General features: G+C 73.3%; 14 protein-coding genes. 6 read left to right on the top strand and 8 right to left on the bottom strand.

Annotation, left to right across the window (positions count from 1 at the left end):
* Window positions 1-142: 142 nt before the first annotated feature.
* The 4 genes from ACGFZK_RS23570 to ACGFZK_RS23555 all read right to left on the bottom strand — a co-directional run bounded on the left by ACGFZK_RS23570 (window position 143) and on the right by ACGFZK_RS23555 (window position 6,034).
* Window positions 143-1,837 carry an LCP family protein gene (locus tag ACGFZK_RS23570; RefSeq protein ID WP_393850831.1) on the bottom strand — a complete coding sequence of 565 codons (1,695 nt, stop codon included), beginning with the start codon at window positions 1,835-1,837 and terminating at the stop codon, window positions 143-145.
* Window positions 1,838-1,914: 77 nt separating this feature from the next.
* Complete coding sequence (locus tag ACGFZK_RS23565; protein ID WP_393850830.1) at window positions 1,915-3,642, bottom strand: LCP family protein; 1,728 nt, start codon at window positions 3,640-3,642, stop codon at window positions 1,915-1,917.
* Window positions 3,643-3,863: 221 nt separating this feature from the next.
* Window positions 3,864-5,087, bottom strand: a complete 1,224-nt coding sequence (locus ACGFZK_RS23560; RefSeq protein ID WP_393850829.1) for an LCP family protein — start codon at window positions 5,085-5,087, stop codon at window positions 3,864-3,866.
* A 197-nt stretch (window positions 5,088-5,284) separates the two neighbouring features.
* A complete protein-coding gene (locus tag ACGFZK_RS23555) occupies window positions 5,285-6,034 on the bottom strand; it encodes a TIGR03089 family protein (RefSeq protein WP_393850828.1) in 750 nt (249 codons plus the stop codon).
* 139 nt (window positions 6,035-6,173) lie between these two features.
* Here ACGFZK_RS23555 and ACGFZK_RS23550 point away from each other — a divergent pair, with 139 nt between their 5' ends.
* Together ACGFZK_RS23550 and ACGFZK_RS23545 are read left to right on the top strand one after the other, a co-directional pair.
* Entirely contained in the window at window positions 6,174-7,562 is a 1,389-nt protein-coding gene (locus ACGFZK_RS23550) for a peptidoglycan recognition protein (protein ID WP_393850827.1), read from the top strand.
* 84 nt (window positions 7,563-7,646) lie between these two features.
* Window positions 7,647-8,654: a DNA-3-methyladenine glycosylase family protein gene (locus ACGFZK_RS23545; protein WP_393850826.1), complete on the top strand. Its 1,008-nt coding sequence runs from the start codon at window positions 7,647-7,649 to the stop codon at window positions 8,652-8,654.
* A 9-nt stretch (window positions 8,655-8,663) separates the two neighbouring features.
* Here the strand turns inward: ACGFZK_RS23545 and ACGFZK_RS23540 are convergent, their stop codons facing one another.
* Genes ACGFZK_RS23540 through ACGFZK_RS23530 form a run of 3 tightly spaced genes read right to left on the bottom strand, consistent with a single transcriptional unit; the run spans window position 8,664 to window position 11,508 of the window.
* Entirely contained in the window at window positions 8,664-9,962 is a 1,299-nt protein-coding gene (locus tag ACGFZK_RS23540) for a coenzyme F420-0:L-glutamate ligase (protein ID WP_393850825.1), read from the bottom strand.
* Complete coding sequence (gene cofD, locus ACGFZK_RS23535) at window positions 9,959-10,918, bottom strand: 2-phospho-L-lactate transferase (protein ID WP_393850824.1); 960 nt, start codon at window positions 10,916-10,918, stop codon at window positions 9,959-9,961. Before cofD ends, ACGFZK_RS23540 begins: the two co-directional genes overlap by 4 nt.
* A gap of 29 nt (window positions 10,919-10,947) precedes the next feature.
* Window positions 10,948-11,508 carry a cysteine dioxygenase gene (locus ACGFZK_RS23530; protein ID WP_393850823.1) on the bottom strand — a complete coding sequence of 187 codons (561 nt, stop codon included), beginning with the start codon at window positions 11,506-11,508 and terminating at the stop codon, window positions 10,948-10,950.
* A gap of 629 nt (window positions 11,509-12,137) precedes the next feature.
* On the opposite strand from ACGFZK_RS23530, the gene ACGFZK_RS23525 reads away from it, so the two are divergent.
* The 3 genes from ACGFZK_RS23525 to ACGFZK_RS23515 all read left to right on the top strand — a co-directional run bounded on the left by ACGFZK_RS23525 (window position 12,138) and on the right by ACGFZK_RS23515 (window position 17,825).
* Window positions 12,138-12,401, top strand: coding sequence for a WhiB family transcriptional regulator (locus ACGFZK_RS23525; RefSeq protein WP_003983763.1), 264 nt, complete (start codon window positions 12,138-12,140; stop codon window positions 12,399-12,401).
* Between the two features lie 274 nt (window positions 12,402-12,675).
* Complete coding sequence (locus tag ACGFZK_RS23520) at window positions 12,676-16,338, top strand: glycosyltransferase (RefSeq protein ID WP_393850822.1); 3,663 nt, start codon at window positions 12,676-12,678, stop codon at window positions 16,336-16,338.
* Window positions 16,335-17,825, top strand: coding sequence for a DUF5719 family protein (locus ACGFZK_RS23515; protein WP_393850821.1), 1,491 nt, complete (start codon window positions 16,335-16,337; stop codon window positions 17,823-17,825). Before ACGFZK_RS23520 ends, ACGFZK_RS23515 begins: the two co-directional genes overlap by 4 nt.
* Window positions 17,826-17,858: 33 nt before the next feature.
* Here ACGFZK_RS23515 and ACGFZK_RS23510 read toward each other — a convergent pair whose 3' ends face one another.
* Window positions 17,859-18,338, bottom strand: coding sequence for a metallopeptidase family protein (locus ACGFZK_RS23510; protein ID WP_393850820.1), 480 nt, complete (start codon window positions 18,336-18,338; stop codon window positions 17,859-17,861).
* A gap of 15 nt (window positions 18,339-18,353) precedes the next feature.
* Here ACGFZK_RS23510 and ACGFZK_RS23505 point away from each other — a divergent pair, with 15 nt between their 5' ends.
* A complete protein-coding gene (locus tag ACGFZK_RS23505; protein ID WP_393850942.1) occupies window positions 18,354-18,803 on the top strand; it encodes a DUF3499 domain-containing protein in 450 nt (149 codons plus the stop codon).
* Window positions 18,804-18,986: the final 183 nt, after the last annotated feature.

Here is an 18,986-nt window from a genome sequence, read left to right as displayed (position 1 = left end):
GCGCCCCCCGGCCCAACCCGTCCCCCGCCCGCCGCGGCCGGGCCGCCCCCGGGCCCCCCCCCCGGGCGCCCCCCCCCCCCCGGGGCCGGGGGGGGGGGGGCTGCCCCCCCCCCCCCCCGCCCCGGGCCCTTTCACGTGCGCGCTACCAGGTGAAGCCCTCCTGGATCGGCATGCAGGCGCCCTCGTTGTCACCGTTGAGCGCGTGCGCCGAGGTCGGGGCCACGGTCGGGGCGGCCGGGGGCGGGGTCGGCGCGTTGCCGCTCCGCCAGTCCTTGCCGACGAACAGGGTGATCCCGGAGACGTCGTCGGACTTCTGCACCGAGGCGGCGGGCAGACCCAGCGCGGTGGCCACGGCGCCCGCGTCGGCGGCCTGCGCCTCGGTGGCGTAGCGGATCACGGTGGCGTCCTCGGCCCCGGTCTGGTTCTCGGCGGTGGCCTTGGTGAAGCCCTTGCCGACCAGCAGCGAGGCGACGTCGTTCGCCCGGTTCTTGACCCTGACCTCGGCCCCGTCCTTGCCGCCGGTGGCGTTGCGGACGGAGAGCGCGATCTTCGCGGGAGCCGCGGCCGGGGCCGTGGTGGCGGCCGCGGGCGGGGCGGCCGGGGTCGCGGAGGCGCCCGGTGCGGGAGACGCGCCGTTCGCCGGGGTTCCGGAGCCCTTGCCGTCGAGCGCGATGTCCTCGCGGACCATGCGGAACACGGCCTCGGCCTCGCCGGCCATGGGCTCGACCCGGCCGTCCATGCCGGGCTTGGTGCTGTAGACCCACGGCATGGTGGTCATGGTGATCCGGCCCGGGGGCACCTTCTTGAGCTCCATGCTCAGGTCGAACAGCTTGTCGATCTTGTTCAGGCCGGTGTCCACGACCATGGCTTCGATCGCGGCCTGCGCCAGGCTGTTGAGCTTCACCGGATTGGTGAGCTTGGCGTTCTTGCGGAACTCGCGGGCCATCGAGGTCATGTACTGGTGCTGGGCGTGGGTGCGGCCGATGTCGGTGCCGTCCTCGAAGCCGTAGCGGGTGCGCAACCACTGCAGGGCGGTCTCGCCCTGGATGACGGACGTGCCCTTCGGCAGCTTCAGGCCGGAGCCCTTGCCCTCGCGGGTGCGGGAGTGGACGTTCTGCTCGACGCAGACCGGGACGCCGCCGATGGCGTCCGCCATCGAGACCACGCCCTTGAAGTCGATCATCATGAAGTGATCGATGGGGATCTTGGTCAGCTCCTGCCAGGCGGCGACCGTGCAGCCCGGACCGCCGCGCTGCAGGGACTCGTTGGTCTGCACGAGGCCCTTGCTGGCGGGGTGCACCTTGCCGCCGGGCTCGGTGCACTTGGGCATCATCAGGATCGTGTCGCGCGGCATGGACACCACCGACATGTTGCTGCGGTCCGCGGACAGGTGCAGCAGCATCTGCACGTCCGCCAGCGGCGGGCCGCCGAAGGTGTTCGTGGCGCCGCCGAGGGACTGGTTGGCCTCGTCGTCGCGCGCGTCGGAGCCGATCAGCAGGATGTTCAGCGGGGTCTGCCCGAAGGCGTTGGGCTTGGAACCGCCCAGTTGGGTCTCACCCAGGTTCAGTGCGTCCGTCTGGATGCTGCCGTTCAGATGGCGGTAGTACAGGTATCCGGCCGCCGCCGTCCCGAGTATCAGCAGGGACAGCACGGAGGCGGTCCAGCGCAGCACGCGCCGCCGGCCCCGTCTGGTGTTACGGGCGCCGGCCGCCCGGCGGGCCGCTCTGGAGCCGCCCCGCGGTGCGGGCACGGTGGCGGACGAGCCGCTCCCGTCGCCGGATATCTCCTCGGCGGACCGGGCGCTCGCCCCCTCCCCCCGCACGCTGCTGTGCTTCACACGTCCCCCCTCAAGATCCTTCTTGGTCAACAGTGTGCCGGTATCACCGGCCGAGCCTGTTACGCGGCCCAGGTGGCCTACTTGGCGCAGACCGCCTTGTCGGCCTGGGCCTGCTGCACGTCCTCGGGCAGCTGTTGCGGAGCCGGGGCCGCCAACGGGGCGCCCGGCTGGTCGAAGTCCGGACCCAGTGTCAGCTTCATCGGGGCCTTCGCCGCCGCGTCCGCCGTCCCCATCTTCAGTGCGGTGGCCGGCAGACCCATGATGTCCGCCAGCGCCCGGGCCTGGTCGGCCTGGTTGGGCGCGTACTCCAGCTGCGTGGCGCCGACCTTCGTGGGCGCGTTGCCGACGTTGCTGGACTTGGGCACGCCCTTGCTGTTCTGCAGCCAGTTCAGCGTGGTGGAGGCGGCGCCCTTGGGTCCGCCGCCGTTGTAGACGTTCACCCGTACGTCCGCCGCGGCCGCTCGGTTGCCCTGGAGCAGCGCGTCCTGCTTGGCCTTGGCGTCCGCGTCGGCCGCCTCCTTGGCGGCCTGCTCCTTCTTCTCGACCTCCGTGAGCGAGACGTCCCCCCGGATCATCTGCAGCAGCGGATCGGCGAGGGCCTGGTTGACCACGACGGTGGCCTTGACCTTCTCGGCCGGGTTGTCGAGCACCGGCAGGGTGGTGAAGGTGATGTTCTTGAGGTCGATGTCCTTCAACTCGCCCGCCAGGTCGGTGAGTTTGTTGATGGAACCCAGACCCTGGTCCACGGTCAGCGACTTGGTGGCCGCCTCCGCCAGCGAGAAGAACTTCTTCGGACTGGTCAGCGTTTCCTTGGACTTCATCTCGCGCATCATCGAACCGAGGAACTGCTGCTGGGTCTTGATCCGGTCCAGGTCGCTCTCGTTGCCGAAGGCGTGCCGGGTGCGTACGAAGGCCAGGGCCTCCTCGCCCGACAGCCGGTGCTCGCCCGCCGGCAGCTTGAGCTTGGAGTCCTTGTCGTCGACCGCCTTCTCCAGGCAGACGGGCACCCCGCCGACCGCGGTGCTCAGGGTCTTCACCGCGTTGAAGTCGACCATCATGAAGTTGTCGACCTCTATGCCGGTGAGCCCCTTCACCGTGCGCATCGTGCAGCCCGCGTCCCGCCCCTCCTGGCCCAGGCTGCTGTTGAAGCGGGTCCCCTTCGAGCCGCGGACGTCCTTGGTCGACCCGTCCGGCTGCTTCGTCGGGCAGTTCGGGATGTCGGTGATCAGGTCGCGCGGGATGGACAGCGCGGTGGCGTTGCTGCGGTCCTTGGCGATGTGGAAGAGGATCGTGGTGTCGGCGTGACCGACGCTCTCCTTGTCCCCGTACCCCTCGTTGCCCGCACCGCTGCGCTTGTCGGTGCCGATGACCAGGATGTTGATCGCCTGGTCCTTCTTGAACCCGCCGGTGCCCGCGCCCGCGATGTCGGTGACGCTCAGGTTGCCGTTCAGGTGGTCGTAGTACAGGTACGCCGCCAGCGAGCCGCCGACCAGCAGGAACGCCAGGGTCCCGCCGGTGATGACCAGCGCCTTCTTACGGCGTCCGCCGCCGCCCCCGCCCTTGCGGGAGCGGCCGCCGCGCCGGCCGCCGGGAGGGGCGTCGCCACGCCGCGGCTTCGGGACCCCGGGGGAAGGGGTGGTGGGGGCGGAGGGAGCAGACGGTGATCTGCGGGGTGCGGTGACCTTGGGCCGCGCTTGCGCGGCGGAGTCGGCCAGTTGCAGTTCGTAGTGGCCGGTGCGGGGATTGAGCACCCACTGGTCTGCGGGGTCGATGTCGTCTGCTCGCCCACGGCTTTGCGCATCCACGGTTGCTCGAATCCTCCGTCGGTGCTTCGCGACGCGCCTCCCCCAGGCGCACGGTCAACGATCCGGCTGCTGGTGCCCGCCTCTGGTCCGGCCGGGCACCGGATCGCTCACCTTATCCGCCCTGTTCGGCCGCAAACCATGCTGGTGACAAATTCCACTCCCCTTATAACAGGGCAAACCGCCCATCCCGCTCGGTTCGGTCACCGGCTTTTGGGATTGCTTTACCGGCAGTCGGCGTTCCCCGCAGTGGTTCCGGTGAAGGTGGGGACGGGTACGGGGGGTGTGACGGTTCCCTCGTCCGTGACCTCCGCCTCCGTCCCGTCCTCCGTGCCCGCCCCCGAGGTCTCGGCCGCGTTCGCGGATTCGGGCTTCGGCGGGGCGACGGTGACCGGTTTGTCCATCCGCAGCTGCTGGAACAGCCGCGCCGCGTCGGGCTCGACCAGCTCGTCCCGGTTCGGGTCGGCCGCGTAGGGCTTGCGGGGCACGGTCAGGAACTTGACCTGATCGGTCGGGATGTCCCGCATGCCGCGCACGAGTTCGTACAGGCCGCGCAGCGAGGCCAGTCCCGGGTCTGTGGTCACCGAGGAGGTCGCCGCGTCCAGCAGCGGGTACAGCCGGGCCGGATTCAGCAGCACCCCGTTGCTCTGCACCTTCTTGACGAGCGAGCCGAGGAACTGCTGCTGCCGGTCCATCCGTTCGGTGTCACTGCCGTTGCCCAGGCTGTGACGGGCCCGGACGAAGCCCAGCGCCTGCTCGCCCCGGAGGGTCTGGCGCCCGGCGGTCAGCCGCAGCTTGGCCTCGGAGTCGTTCACCGGCTCCTTGAGGCAGACCTCCACTCCGCCGATGGCGTCCACCATCTTCTTGAAGCCGCCGAAGTCGATCACCATGTGGTGGTCGATCCGGATCCCGGTGAGCCTCTCCACGGTACGGATCGTGCAGGCGGCCCCGCCCCACTGGAACGCCCAGTTGAACTGCGCGAACTGCTCGGCGGTGCGGTTCCCGTCCGCCTTCAGGCAGGCCGGGATGTCCGTCATCAGGTCCCGGGGTATCGACACCGCGGTCGCGCTCCGGCGGTCCTGCGGCAGGTGCAGCAGGATCGTGGTGTCCGAGCGCTGGGTGCCGCGGTCCTGCCCGTACCCGGCGTTGTTCTTCCCGGAGCGCGAGTCCGAGCCGATCAGCAGGATGTTCTGGGACCCGGTCGCCAGGTGTGCCGGGCGGTCGCGCTCGTAGCGGAACAGTTCGGCGGCCGCCGAGGTGTCCTCCGTGATGTTCCCGTCGAGCTTGTTGTAGAGCCACCAGCCGGTCGCCGTACCCGCCAGGACCACGAAGGCCGCCCCGAGGCCGGTCCAGCGCAGCAGGCGGCGCCGGCGCCCGTGGCTGCGCGGGGGCCGCCCCGCGCCCCCGGCCGCCTCGGGGCCGCCCGGTATGCCTGCGCTGTCCCTCACTGGCGTCCGTCCCCTCGCCATCACGACTCTGGGTAAGACTCTGGGCTGCCAGCCGTACGGGTGAGCACGGCCACTGCCGATGCTGCCCCCGGGTCGCCGGAGCAGCCCGGGGGCAGGGGCTTGTCTAGGGCCATGCGGGTGACAAATCGCCCGTACCTGCACTTCACCAGTGTGGGGGACAGGCGTCCGGGCGGCGATCAAACGGTGTGGGTGACGCGCTCGCTCTCGTTCCGCCGGGCCAGCCCGTCCGCCGGCAGCCGGTCCAGGTTCCGGCACAGCACCACGGAGCCACCCGTGGCCAGCGCGGCGTACAGCCCGGCCGAGAGTCCCTCCCAGGTGTCGTAGCCGAGCCCGGTCAGCACCCGCGAGCCCTCGCCGAGGCCCAGCTTCGCCGCGTCCTCGCGGGAACGGGCCACGAGCGCCGTGTGCGTGAGCTCCTCGCCGCCGACGACCAGCGCGGGGCCCTCGGGATCCACCGGCGCGAAGGGGGCGAAGCGGTCGCCCTGTCCCGGCACCTCCACCGCGTAGTCGGCGAACCCGGCCGGCGGCTGCGGGAACCGTCCGCCCAGCGGCCGCAGCGCCAGCGCCACCCGCTCACCGCCGCACGCCAGGGCCTCCTCCAGGGTGTCCGGCCCGCTCACGACGAGATCCGCACCGGCCGGATCGCCGCCGACCTCGGCGACGACGCCGACGGAGGCGCAGGCGAGCAGCCAGACCGCGCTCTGCCAGTGCGCCGGGAGCATCAGCGCGAGCCGGTCGCCGGGCTCGGCCCCCAGGTCGCCCTGGAGCAGATTGGCGGTCTTGGCCACCCAATTGGCGAAGGTCGCGACGGACAATTCGACGCGCTCGCCGGTGGCATCGTCGTAGAAGGTGACGAGCGGGCGGCCCGGATCGGCGGCGAGCGCGGATCGCAGCAGGTCGGCAGGGGTGCGGTCAGTGGCGTTCACCCGGCACAGCGTACGCGGGCCCGTCCCCCGTACGGGGGCCGTCGGCTCCTCCGTACGGGGGAGGGGTACCCGCGGCGGACCGGACGGAGCGTCAGTTCTCGGATGGCGCCGCGCCGTGCGGGTGCTCACCATCCTTTTCATGCGTGGATTCCTTGCTTCCTCGATCGGCGTCGCGACGGCCGCCGTACTGGCCCTGCCCCTCGCGCTCCCCACTCCCGCCCTGGCCGAGACCGCCCCCGTAACCCCTGCCGGGTCCACCCAGTCGCTGCCACTCGTCCCCCTGGGACCCTCGGCGACGCGGACGCCCGGAGTCCCCGGAATGAGCGCCGCACCGGGCCGCCCCGAGACGCAGGGTCTGACCGCCCGCGAGGTCAAGACGTTCTCGCTGGTCGGCGTCGTCTGGGACGACGCGGCCACCGAACTGCACGGCCGGGTCCAGGTACGGACCCGCTCCGCCCGCACCGCCACCTGGTCGGACTGGCAGGACGTCGAGACCCACAACGGCGAGCACGCCGCCGACCCCGACGCGGCGGAACGCGGCTCCCGCCGCATCCGCGGCGCCACCGCCCCGCTGTGGGTGGGCGAGTCCGACGGTGTGGAGGTCCGCGTCCGGGCGGAACCGGGCACCCCGGCCACCCGCGCCCCCTCCCGGCTGCCCACGGGCATGCGCATCGAGCTCGTCGACCCGGGCGCGGATGTCCCGGCCGCCGGGTCCGACGGCAAGAACACCGGCCCCGAGGGCGACGACAAGGGCGAGCTGACGGTGCCCGGCATGTCGATGGAGATGTCGGAGTCCTCCGCCGCGAACCTCCCGCACGCCTCGCTCGGGGCGAACGAGATCACCGCCCTCGACAAGGCCGACTCCACCGCCGACGCGGTCTTCGCGAGCGACGGCGAGCTGACCGCGGCCGCCGCCCCGTACATCGGCCCGCGCCCGCGGATCGTCACCCGCAAGGGCTGGGGCGCGGACGAGGGCCTGCGCGAGTCGGGCTTCGTCTACACGAGCACGGTCAAGGCGGCCTTCGTCCACCACACCGCCTCCGGCAACAACTACGCCTGCAAGGACGCCCCCGCGGTCCTGCGCAGCCTCTACCGCTACCACGTGATCAGCAACGGCTGGCGGGACTTCGGCTACAACTTCGCCGTCGACAAGTGCGGCACGGTCTACGAGGGCCGCGCGGGCGGGGTCTCCAAGGCGGTCCTCGGCGCGCACACCATGGGCTTCAACACCAACAGCATGGGCGTCGCGGTCCTGGGCACCTTCACCTCCGCGGCCCCGCCGGCGGTGGCGGTCGACGCGGTCGCCCGTCTCACGGCCTGGAAGCTCGGCCTCTTCGGCCGCGACCCGCGCGCGAAGACGACCCTGATCTCGGGCGGGGGCAACCGCTACCCCAAGGGCAGGAACGTGTCGATGAACGTCATCTCCGGCCACCGCGACGGCTTCGCCACCCAGTGCCCCGGCACGAAGCTCTACGGCAAGCTCGGCACCACCCGCTCGGCCTCGGCCAAGCTCCAGGGCCGCCCGTAGATCCAAGCCCCGCCGGCGTGTGAGGCGAGGAAGGTCCGGGGCGGAACCCCGGGAGGCGGCCGGCCACGGCGCTACGCTCGACGCATGGCCGGCCGCTTCGATCCCCTCACCCGCGCCGCGGTCCGCGGCGGTCGCACCGACGTACCCGCGGGCCGCGGAAGCACCGCGGGCTCCGGGGCCCGGGAACGCCGCTGGACCCCCGGCGGCCCCGTCGACCTCGGGCTCGTCCTCGGCCCGCTCCGCCGCGGCCCCGCCGACCCCACCTTCCGCACCACCCCCGACGGCTCGGTCTGGCGCACCGGCCGGACCCCCGAGGGCCACCCCGCCACCCTGCGCGTCCGCGGGTCCGGCACCGAGGTCCTCGCCGAGGCCTGGGGCCCCGGCGCCGACTGGTTCCTCGAACAGCTGCCCGCGCTCCTCGGCGCCGGCGACGACCCCGCCGTCTTCGTGCCCCGCCACCGCCTCGTGCACTCCAGCCACCGCCGCCGCCCCGGCCTGCGCCTCACCCGCACCGGGCTGGTCCTCGAATCCCTGATCCCCACGGTCCTGGAGCAGAAGGTCACCGCCGACGAGGCCTACCGCGCCTGGCGCCGCCTCGTACGGCAGTACGGCGAGCCCGCCCCGGGCCCGGGCCCGGCGGGCGCGGACCTGTACGTCCTGCCCGCCCCGCGCACCTGGGCGATGATCCCCTCCTGGGACTGGCACAGGGCCGGGGTCGACTCCAAGCGCTCCGCGACCATCGTGCGGGCCGCCCGCGTGGCGAACCGGATGGAGGAGGCGGCCGCGATGGACCTGCCCGACGCCGTACGAAGGCTGGAGGCCGTCCCCGGCATCGGTCCGTGGACCTCCGCCGAAACCCTCCAGCGCAGCAACGGCGCCCCCGACGCGATCACCACCGGCGACCTGCACCTGCCCGGCATCGTCGGCTACGCCCTCGCGGGCGACCGCGACGCCGACGACGCCGCCATGCTGGAGCTCCTCGCCCCGTACGCCGGCCAGCGCCACCGCGCGGCCCGCCTCATCCTGCTGGCGGGCCACACTCCGCCCCGCCGCGCACCCCGCATGCCGCGCGGCGACATCGGCCGTCTCTGAGAGAGGGGCTCAGCGGACCTCGATGAAGTCCGCCGCGGACCGGCCCGGCCGCTCCGGCGGGACCGCCGCCGGATGGCCCACCGCGACCGTGCCCATCGGATCCCAGTCCTGCGGCAGCTCCAGCACCTCCCGCACCACGTCCCGGCAGAACATCGTCGAGGACACCCACGCCGACCCGAGCCGCTCCCCGGCCAGCGCGACCAGCAGGTTCTGCACGCCCGCGCCCATCGCGACCACGAACATCTCCCGCTCCGCGGTGTCCCGCCGGGCGTGCCCGTAGTGGTGCGCGCCGTCCGTCACCAGACACGGCACCACCAGGTACGGGGCGGCCCGCAGCACGTCCCCGCGCCGCACCCGCTTCGCGACGGACTCCTCGGACTTGCCGTCCGCCCGCAGGTCCGCGATCCACGCGTCCCGCATCGCGTCCAGCAGCCGCACCCGGGAGGCCTCGGACTCCAGCAGCACGAACCGCCACGGCGTCGTGTGGTGCGGAGCCGGGGCCGTCACGGCCGCCGCGACCGCCCGCCGGACCGCGCCCGGGTCCACCGGCTCCGCCGTGAAGGCCCGTACGGTACGGCGCTGCGTCACGGCCTCCCGTACCGCCTCCGAGGTCCCCAGCCGGAACATGTCGTCGGCCGGCGAGCGCACCAGGTCCCGGGCCGAGGAGCCCTCGCCCAGTACGTGGCCCAGCCCGCGCACGACGGCCACCGGCAGCCCGGCCGCCTTCCCCTTGACCAGGTCACCGGCGGCGGCCAGCTCGTCCGCCGTCGCCACCACGGTCGCGCTCAGCGGGTTCCCGTGCGCGTCCGTGCCGCCGCGCAGGTCGTCCAGGACCCGCACGCCGGCCGAGCCGATCGCCACGTCCGTCAGCCCGGTGCGCCACGGCCGCCCGAAGGTGTCCGTCACGACCACGCCCACGTCCACGGACAGGGTGTCGCGCACCCCGGCGCGGATCGCGGCGGCCGAGCCGTCCGGGTCCTCGGGCAGCAGCAGCACCGTGCCGGGCGCGGTGTTGGAGGCGTCCACGCCGGCCGCGGCCATCACCAGGCCCTGCCGGTTCTCGACGATCCGCAGCGGCCCCCGGCGCGCGACCACCCGTACGGTCTCGGCGTCGATCGCGGCCTCGCGCGAGTCCGCCTCCACGATCCGGCCCTCGGCCTTGGAGACGATCTTCGAGGTGACCAGCAGGACGTCCCCGTCGCGCAGGTCGGGGGCGGCCGTCGTGATCAGCTTCGCCAGGTCGTCGCCCGGCCTGACCTCCGGGATCCCGTCGACGGCCCGCACCTCGTACGAGGGCACCTGCGTCACCGGGAGGCCTCCGCCAGCTCCAGCGCAGCGCGGGCCATCTCCGCGGTGGCCTCCAGGTCGGTCATCATCAGCGGCACCGCACGGCAGGTGATCCCGGCGGCCTCCACCTCCGCGACGGCGTTCGCGTCCGCGGTGTCCACGAGCCAGCCGTCGAGCAGCCCGGTGCCGTAGTGCAGGGCGACCGCGGAGGCGGTGGACTCGACGCCCACCGCGGCGAGCACCTTGTCGGCCATGCCGCGCACGGGCGCGCCCCCGACGATGGGGGAGAGGCCCACGACGGGCGCCGCGGCGGAGGCCACGGCGTCCCGGATGCCGGGGACGGCGAGGATCGTGCCGACCGAGACCACGGGGTTGGACGGCGGGAAGAGGATCACGTCGGCGGCGGCGATGGCCTCGAGCACGCCGGGGGCGGGCTTGGCCTGCTCGGCACCCACGGGTACGACGGCCTCCGCGTCCACCGAGGCGCGCAGCCGGACCCAGTACTCCTGGAAGTGGATGACGCGGCGCTCGCCGGTGCCGGCCTCGGTGATCGCGACATGGGTCTCGACCCGGTCGTCGGACATGGGCAGCAGCCGTACGCCGGGCTGCCAACGGTCGCAGAGCGCCTCGGTGACGGCGCTCAGCGGGTAGCCAGCGCCGAGCATCTGCGTACGCACGATGTGGGTGGCGAAGTCGCGGTCGCCGAGGCCGAACCAGGTGGGTCCGACCCCGTACGCCGCGAGTTCCTCCTTGACGGTGAAGGACTCGTCGGTGCGGCCCCAGCCCTGGTCCTCGTTGATGCCACCGCCGAGGGTGTACATCACCGTGTCCAGGTCGGGGCAGACCTTGAGCCCGAAGAGGTGAATGTCGTCACCGGTGTTGCCGATGACCGTGATGTCCGCGTCGGGCACTGCCGACTTGAGTCCGGACAGGAACCGGGCGCCGCCTATACCGCCGGCCAGAACAACAATGCGCATGCGGACAGTTTGTCAGGGCAGGCTGCCGGTCAGGCAGGCACGGACGCCGATTCGGCCGGGGAGCAGCTGTGCATGGGCATCTCGGTCAGGCCGGGGAAGTAGACGTGCAGGCTGACCGCGCCGTCGAGGGTGTCGTTGACGACCTCGTGGGCGTAGCCGGGGGCGAGGACGCGCTGGGTGCCGGGGCGGTGGGTGAGGCGGCCGCGGGCGGTGTGCTCGGTGAGCTCACCCTCCAGCACGGTCATGACGCCGGAGGAGGCGCCGTGGTCGTGCGGTCCGCTGCCCTGGCCGGGGACCCAGCTGAGCAGCCAGACCTCGTACCCGGGGCCGGTGCGCAGCCGGTGGTACCAGCGGGTGGTGGCGTCGTACCGGACCAGGTGCTCCCAGGAGGCCCGGTCCTCGGCGATGGAACGGGCGAGCCCGGCGAACTCGGCGACGGTGGCCGGGTGCTCACGGGCGGGCTGCAGGAGGTGCTGGACGGCGAGGATGTCGCCGGCGATCTGGAGGTCGCTCTCGACGGTGGCGGGAGCGGTGGACACGGCGGAGGTGGGGGAGGTGGGGGAGGTGGTGGCGCTGTACGTGCTGTTCATCGTGGGGGTACCTCGACGGATGTCAGTCGTGCTGGCGGTTGCTGCGGGGGCGGGCCGGAGCTCTGAGGAGCCGGGGCTCCGCGGGCATCAACAGCTGCAACAGCAACAGCGAACCTGGGCAGCGCACAGGAACCCACGAATGGGGGTCCGGGTGGCGGCTGCGGGTGCTGACATGCGAACAAGGAGAACGGCTCGGGGGCCTGACTGTCAACCCAATGTCCGGTTTGGGTCAAAAGTTTCACCTCATCCGGTTACCGTGCGCGGAGAAAGGTTTGTGCAGTGCGCGGTAGGGGATGTGGCGCTGTGTCGAGGCTCAAACCAGATCCTGGCATCCGTGACCTGAATGTGATCTGCGCCGCTTCTCCGGCCGGACCGCAACCCCATCCGGAGGTGGCACGTGGATTACGGGTAAAGGCGGGCATCCTGTGACGCCAGCGGCATGTGTCATGATTTTTGGCGATTTGAACACTTTCTGCATAGGCTTGGTTCCGCAGAGTGAATAAGGGGCCCAATAGCAGATCTCGGCTTGACTGCCCCGGAGCCACGCACTTGTAATTTCACTCGTGTCGTTACGTAGCAATCAGTGACGGCATCGTCACGGGGACGCACAGACAGAGCGAGGGGCGCACATGACCGAGCTGTTTCAGGAACTGCTGGTCGAGGAGGCGGACGAAGAGCTCGGATGGCAGGAGCGCGCTCTCTGCGCCCAGACCGACCCCGAGTCCTTCTTTCCCGAGAAGGGCGGCTCCACCCGCGAGGCCAAGAAGGTCTGCCTCGCCTGCGAAGTCCGCTCCGAATGCCTTGAGTACGCCCTCGCCAACGACGAGCGATTCGGCATCTGGGGCGGTCTGTCCGAGCGGGAACGCCGCCGCCTGAAAAAGGCAGCGGTCTGAAACGGCCGACGCACCACCGGTCAGGCACCTACCGCACATCGCACGACATATCGAGCGCACGGCCGCACGCACGACGACGCACGGCGGACAGTGCGCCGAACGGGACAACGGGCACGACACGCACCACCGCACACAGCACCGCACACGGTCCGCCTCCTGCACCTTCCCCGCAGGAGGCGGACCGCTGTCGTGGCAGCCGTTAGGGTGGGGCGCTGTCCAGCAGCCTCCGAGGGCACACCACCCCCGGACCCCCGGCCGGAGGGCCCGTACCGCGATGTCCCTGCACAGCCAGTCGACGGCCTCCTACCAGGCCCCCGTCACACCCGAGTTCCCCCGGCACGTCGTCACCGCGGTCCTCGTCGCCCACGACGGCGCCCGCTGGCTGCCCCGGACACTCACCGGCCTCCTCGGCCAGGAACGCCCCGCGCAGAACTTCGTCGCCGCCGACACCGGCAGCGCCGACGAATCCGCGCGGCTGCTCACCGAAGCCCTCGGTGACGACCGCGTCCTGCACCTTGCCCGCCGCACCGGATTCGGCACCGCGGTCGACGAATCCGCCCGCACCGCGGGCACCCTCACTCCCGAGGACCTCCCGTACCTCAAGCGCCCCAGCGGCTGGGACCCCGTCAGCCGCACCTGGCGCGACGACACGTACGACCTCCCCGACCTGCCCCACGGCGAACCCGTCCAGTGGCTCTGGCTCCTGCACGACGACAGCGCCCCCGAACCCGACGCCCTCACCGAACTGCTCCGCGTCGCCGAGGACAACCCCGACGCCGCCGTCATCGGCCCCAAGCTGCGCGGCTGGTACGACAAGAAGCAGCTCCTCGAAGCCGGCGTCACCATCGCCCGCAGCGGCCGCCGCTGGACCGGCCTCGACCGCCGCGAACAGGACCAGGGCCAGCACGACCAGGTCCGCCCCGTCCTGTCCGTCTCCACCGCCGGCATGCTGGTCCGCCGCGACGTCTACGACGCCCTCGGCGGCTTCGACCGGCGCCTGCCCCTGATGCGCGACGACGTCGACCTGTGCTGGCGCGTCCAGAGCGCCGGCCACACCGTCCTCGTCGCCCCCGACGCCGTCCTGCGGCACGCCGAGGCCTCCGCCCGCGAACGCCGCACCGTCGACTGTGCCGGACGCACCACGGCCAGCCCGCACCGCGTCGACAAGGCCGGCGCCGTCTACACGATCCTCGCCAACAGCTCCGGCCGCGCCCTGCCCTACGTCCTGCTGCGCGTCCTGCTCGGCACCGTGCTGCGCACCCTCGCCTACCTCATCGGCAAGGCCCCCGGCCAGGCCGTCGACGAGCTCACCGGCCTCCTCGCCACCCTGCTCCGCCCCGGCCGCGTCCTCGCCGCCCGCAAGGCCCGCCGCCGCCCCGCCGTCCCCGCCGCCGAACTGCGCCCGCTCTTCCCGCCGCCGGGAGCCTCCCTGCGGGCCAACGCGGAACAGCTCGCCGGGTACTTCGGCGGCGACCGCGACACCGACGCCGCCCCCGCCGGCCGGCACGGCGGAGGCAGCATCCTCAACGCCCCCGGCGAGGACGGCGACTACCTCCCGGAGACCGAGCGCTTCGCCCGCCTCAAGCGGCTCGCCCGCAACCCCGCGCCCGTCCTCTTCGCCCTCCTCCTGGTCGTCTCCCTCTCCGCGAGCCGCGCCCTGATCGGCGGCGGCTCCCTCATGGGCGGCGCCCTGCTGCCCGCCCCCGACAGCGGCTCCGACCTCTGGGGCGCCTACACCGACGGCTGGCACGCCGTCGGCACCGGCTCCACCGCCTCCGCGCCCCCCTACCTGGCCGTCCTCGGCGCCCTCGCCACCCTGCTGTTCGGCTCCACCCACGCCGCCCTGACCCTGCTGCTCGTCGGATCCGTCCCGCTCGCCGGCCTCACCGCCTACTTCGCCTCCCGGCCGCTCGTCGAATCCCGGCTGCTGCGCGCCTGGGCGGCCATCGCCTACGCCTTCCTGCCCGCCGTGACCGGAGCCCTCGCCGGCGGCCGCCTCGGCACCGCCGTCCTCGCCGTCGTGCTCCCCCTCATCGCCCGCTCCGCCGTCGCCGCCTTCGACCTCGGCGACGGCGCGGAAGCCGCCGACCGGCGGGGCGGCCGGCGCGCGGTGTGGACGTACACCCTCCTGCTCACCCTCACCACCGCCTTCACCCCCCTCGTGTGGCCGCTCGCCGCCGTCCTGGGGATCGCCGCGCTGGTCCTGCGCCGCGCGCACTGGAAGGCGTACGGCCTGCGGCTGCTCGCCACCCTCGCCGTCCCGCTCCTCGTCCTCGCCCCCTGGTCGCTGGGCCTGCTCACGCACCCCGGCCGCCTGCTGCAGGAGGCCGGACTGCCCTACGGAGCCGGCTCCGCCGACGCCCTCGGCCTGCTCACCCTCAGCCCCGGCGGCCCCGGCACCGGCGCCGCACTGCTGCTCACCGGCATCGTCCTCGCCGCCCTGGCCGCCCTGCTGCGCACCGACCGCGCCTTCGCCGTGCGGACCGCCTGGGCCGCCGCCCTGGCCGCACTGCTCCTGGCCGTCCTCGTCAACCGCAGCGCCTGGGCCGGCCCCGCCACCCTCGTCTACGGACTCGCCCTGCTCGCGGCCGCCGCGCTCGGCGCCGACGGAGCCAAGGAGCGCGTCGCCGCCCGCAGCTTCGGCTGGCGTCAGCCGCTGGCCGCCCTCATCGCCCTGGCCGCCGCCGTGGGCCCGCTGATCGCCGCCGCCACCTGGATGCTTGCCGGCGCCGACGGCCCGCTGCAGCGCCGCGACCCCGTCCAGGTCCCGGCCTTCGTCGCGGACGCCGGCGGCGACGACAACCAGACCCGCACCCTGATCCTCGACCTGGACCCGCCCGCCACCGTCTCCTACAGCCTCGTCCGCGGCTCCGGCGGCCGCATCGGCGACGCCGAGATCACCGCCCGCACCGGCGGCGACGCCCGCCTCGACAAGGTCGTCTCCAACCTCGTCGCCGGCTCCGGCGCCGACCAGTCCAGCCAGCTCAGCGCCTTCGCCATCCGCTTCGTGATGTTCCGCCCCGGCGGTCCCGAAGAGATCCGCCGCGTCCTCGACGCCACCCCCGGCCTCAGCCGCCGCCACCAGCAGGACGGCACCGCCCTCTGGGGCGTCGAGCCCTGGCTGCCCCGCGCGGTCATCGTCCCCGGCAAGCAGGGCGAGGCCCCGATCCCCGTCGCCGCCGGACCCGTCGAGGCCCACGGCAAGATCCCCGCGGGCGAGGCCGGCCGCGTGCTGCGCATCGCCGACCGGGCCGACGCCGGCTGGCAGGCCACCCTCGACGGCAAGCCCCTCAAGCCGAAGACCCTGGACGGCTGGGCGCAGGGCTTCGAACTGCCCGCCGACGGCGGCCGCCTCGACCTCGTCCACGAGGACTCCCTGCTGCTGACCGCCTGGTACTGGCTCCAGGGCCTCCTCGCCCTCGTCCTGCTGGTGATGGCCCTGCCCGGCCGCCGCGCACAGCTCGACGACGACCTGCCCGAGGAGGAGACCGCGCTCCCGTCCCAGCCCGGCCCGGGCGAGGCCGGCGAGGGCCGCCGCGCCCGCCGCCTGCGCGCCGAGACCGAGCAGGCCCCCGCCCCCGTGGAGACCGCCGCGGTCGCCGACCCGTACGCGCAGATCCCGGCGCAGCCGGTGTACGGCGAGGACACGTACGCGTACCAGGCGTACGGCGACCAGGGCGGCTACGCGTACGAGCCGCAGCAGCCGGCCCCGTACGACCAGTACCCGCAGTACGACCAGCAGGGACAGCAGGGACAGCAGGGACAGCAGGGACAGCAGGCCTACGAGGCCCCGTACCCGCAACAGCCGCAGCACCAGCCGGTCCAGGACCCGGACCAGCAGCAGTACACGTACCCGTACGAGCCCTACCAGCCGTACGACCCCCACCACCCCCACGCACCGCACGACCCGCGTCCGGACGGGAGCCCCCAGCAGTGAAGCAGCGCGCACCCCTGACGCTGGCGGCGGTGACCGCGGCCCTCGCCGCCCTCACCGGCGTCGCCGCCCTCACCGCACCCGCCACCGCCGACAAGGCGGCCGACGGCAAGGCCGCCGCCGCGGCCCGGATGCCCGTGGAGCGGTCCCTGCTGGTGTGCCCGGGGCCCAGCTCCTCGGAGGTCGCCGAGACCACGTACACGGCCTTCACCCCGGGCGCCGCCGCGGGCGAGGGCAAGGGCTCGGCCCGGCTGCTCGGCGCGACCAAGGACGCCAAGCCGGTGCTGGAACCCAAGGAGCCGGGCAAGCCCGTCGGGGCCACCGCCAGCGGCGCCGACGCACCCGCCCTCACCGGCAGCGCCGACGGGGTCCTCGCCCCCGGCTGGACCGCGCAGCTGACCACCAAGGTCTCGGTCGGCAGGGCCCGCGGCGTGCTCGGCGTCGGCTGCACCGCACCCGGCACCGACTTCTGGTTCCCCGCGGTGAGCACGGCCAAGGGCCGGGAGGACTACGTCCACCTCACCAACCCCGACGACGCCGCGGCCATCGTCGACATCAAGCTCTACGGCCCGGACGGCCTGGCCAAGCCCGACGCCGGCGCAGGCGCCGGCGAGAGCATCCGGGTCGACCCCAAGTCCACCAAGACCGTCCTGCTGTCCTCCCTCGTCCCCAGCGCCCAGCTCGCGGACGCCACCGCCCACGTGACCACCCGCGCCGGACGGGTGGGCGCGTCGGTGCAGGTCGGCGAGGAGGGGGTGGGCGCCGACTGGCTGCCGGCCTCCACCGACCCGGCGGGCTCGCTCGTACTGCCGGGCATCCCGGCAGACGCGGCCTCGGTACGGCTGGTCGCCTTCGTACCGGGCGAGGAGGACGCGGACCTGAAGCTGCGCCTGGCCGGACCGGGCGGCGCGATCAGCCCGGCGGGCAACGAGCAGCTGCACGTCAAGGCCGGCATGACGGCGGTCGTGGACCTCAAGGACGTGACCCGCGGCGAGGCCGGTTCACTGCTGCTGACCCCGGCCGACGCCAAGAAGGCCGCCCCGGTCGTCGCGGCGGTACGAGTGGTCCGCGGCAGCGGCGCCAAGCAGGAGCTCGGCTTCATCCCCGCCACCGGCCCGGTCGGAACACGGGCGACCGTGGCCGACAACCGGCCCGAGGAGAACACTACCCTGCTGTCCCTGACCGCCCCGGGCGCCGACGCCAAGGTCAAGGTGACGGCCTCGCCGGGCACCGGCGGCGGCGAACCGGCCACCCAGGAGGTCACGGTCAAGGCGGGCACCACACAGACGCTGACCCTGGCCCCGGCGGGCGGCAAGGGCGCCTACGCCCTCACCGTCGAAACCCTCTCGGGCGGCCCGGTCCACGCGGCCCGCACCCTGTCCCTCCCGCACGAGGGCATCGCGATGTTCACCGTCCAGGGATTCTCGGACGACCACTCCACGGTCTCGGTCCCCAAGGCCGCCCAGGACCTCTCCGTCCTGACCAGATGACCGGCTGACGGGGCGTCCCCGGTACGCGGCAGGTCAGTCCTGGCCGTACCGGGGGTCCACCGTCTCCGGGGACAGCCCCAGCAGCTCCGCCACCTGCTCCACCACGATCTCGTGGACCAGCATCGCCTTCTCGTCCCGCGTCTTGGTACGGATCTCCACCGGCCGCCGGAAAACGACGATCCGGGCGGGCCGCCCCTCGCGCGACTCGGACACCGCGCCCAGCGGCACCGCCTCGTCGTTCCAGCCCCCGTCGGGACCGCCCGGCGGCCCGGGGACGTCACCGATCAGGAACTCCACCTCCGACAGTTGCGGCCAGCGCCGCTCCAGCCGCTCCACGGAATCCCGTACGAGGTCCCCGAACAGCTCCGACCGGCTCGCAGACAGCGGCACTTGGGGAGGGGCCACCGGACCGCGCATGCCGCGTCCGTGCCGGTCCCGGCGACGCGGGCGCGGCTCGGCCCGGCCACCGGCCGGGGGCTCGGCGGGACAGGGAGGCAGAGGGGTGTCCGTCACCCCCGCAGGGTAGCCCTGAGCACGACACGGGGGAGTGAGCGGCGGTGGAGTCGTCGCGGCCCGGTCAAGAGTGCGGTACCGTCCAACGTCGTGAGCCTTGTACGTCGCTGTTCGCGCACTGCGTGCGGCCGCCCTGCCGTCGCGACACTGACGTACGTCTACGCCGATTCGACCGCAGTTCTCGGCCCGCTCGCCACCTACGCCGAACCCCACTGCTACGACCTGTGCGCCGAGCACTCGGAGCGCCTGACCGCCCCACGGGGCTGGGACGTCGTGCGCCTGTCCGACAGCTCGGGGCCGTCCCGCCCCAGTGGCGACGACCTCGAAGCCCTCGCCAACGCGGTGCGCGAAGCCGCCCGCCCGCCGGGGCGCACGGCCGAGTCCGGCGGTCCCGGCCAGGGCGGCCCGTCCACCGGCGAGACCCGTCGTGGTCACCTGCGCGTCCTGAGATCGCCCGATTCCTGACGCTCCGACGGCCTGAAGAGCTGCTCCCGGTTCAGGGTAGGTTTTGCTGAACCGCACAGGACCTTCAGGAGGGCAGGCAGTGGCCGCAGATCTTTCGAACATCGTCAAGGCGTATGACGTGCGTGGCGTTGTGCCGGATGAGTGGGATGAGTCGCTGGCCGAGTTGTTCGGTGCCGCGTTCGT

Origin of the sequence: Streptomyces sp. NPDC048257 (genome assembly GCF_043201855.1) — a bacterium.
Taxonomy (GTDB): domain Bacteria; phylum Actinomycetota; class Actinomycetes; order Streptomycetales; family Streptomycetaceae; genus Streptomyces.
This window is presented reverse-complemented; position numbering and strand designations above follow the sequence as displayed.

Bases quoted from the DNA above. Each gene is read 5' to 3' on its own strand.
- ACGFZK_RS23550 (WP_393850827.1), top strand. From the start codon at position 6,174: ATGCGTGGATTCCTTGCTTCCTCGATCGGCGTCGCGACGGCCGCCGTA.
- ACGFZK_RS23545 (WP_393850826.1), top strand. From the start codon at position 7,647: ATGGCCGGCCGCTTCGATCCCCTCACCCGCGCCGCGGTCCGCGGCGGT.
- cofD (WP_393850824.1), bottom strand. From the start codon at position 10,918: ATGCGCATTGTTGTTCTGGCCGGCGGTATAGGCGGCGCCCGGTTCCTG.
- ACGFZK_RS23530 (WP_393850823.1), bottom strand. From the start codon at position 11,508: ATGAACAGCACGTACAGCGCCACCACCTCCCCCACCTCCCCCACCTCC.
- ACGFZK_RS23525 (WP_003983763.1), top strand. From the start codon at position 12,138: ATGACCGAGCTGTTTCAGGAACTGCTGGTCGAGGAGGCGGACGAAGAG.
- ACGFZK_RS23520 (WP_393850822.1), top strand. From the start codon at position 12,676: ATGTCCCTGCACAGCCAGTCGACGGCCTCCTACCAGGCCCCCGTCACA.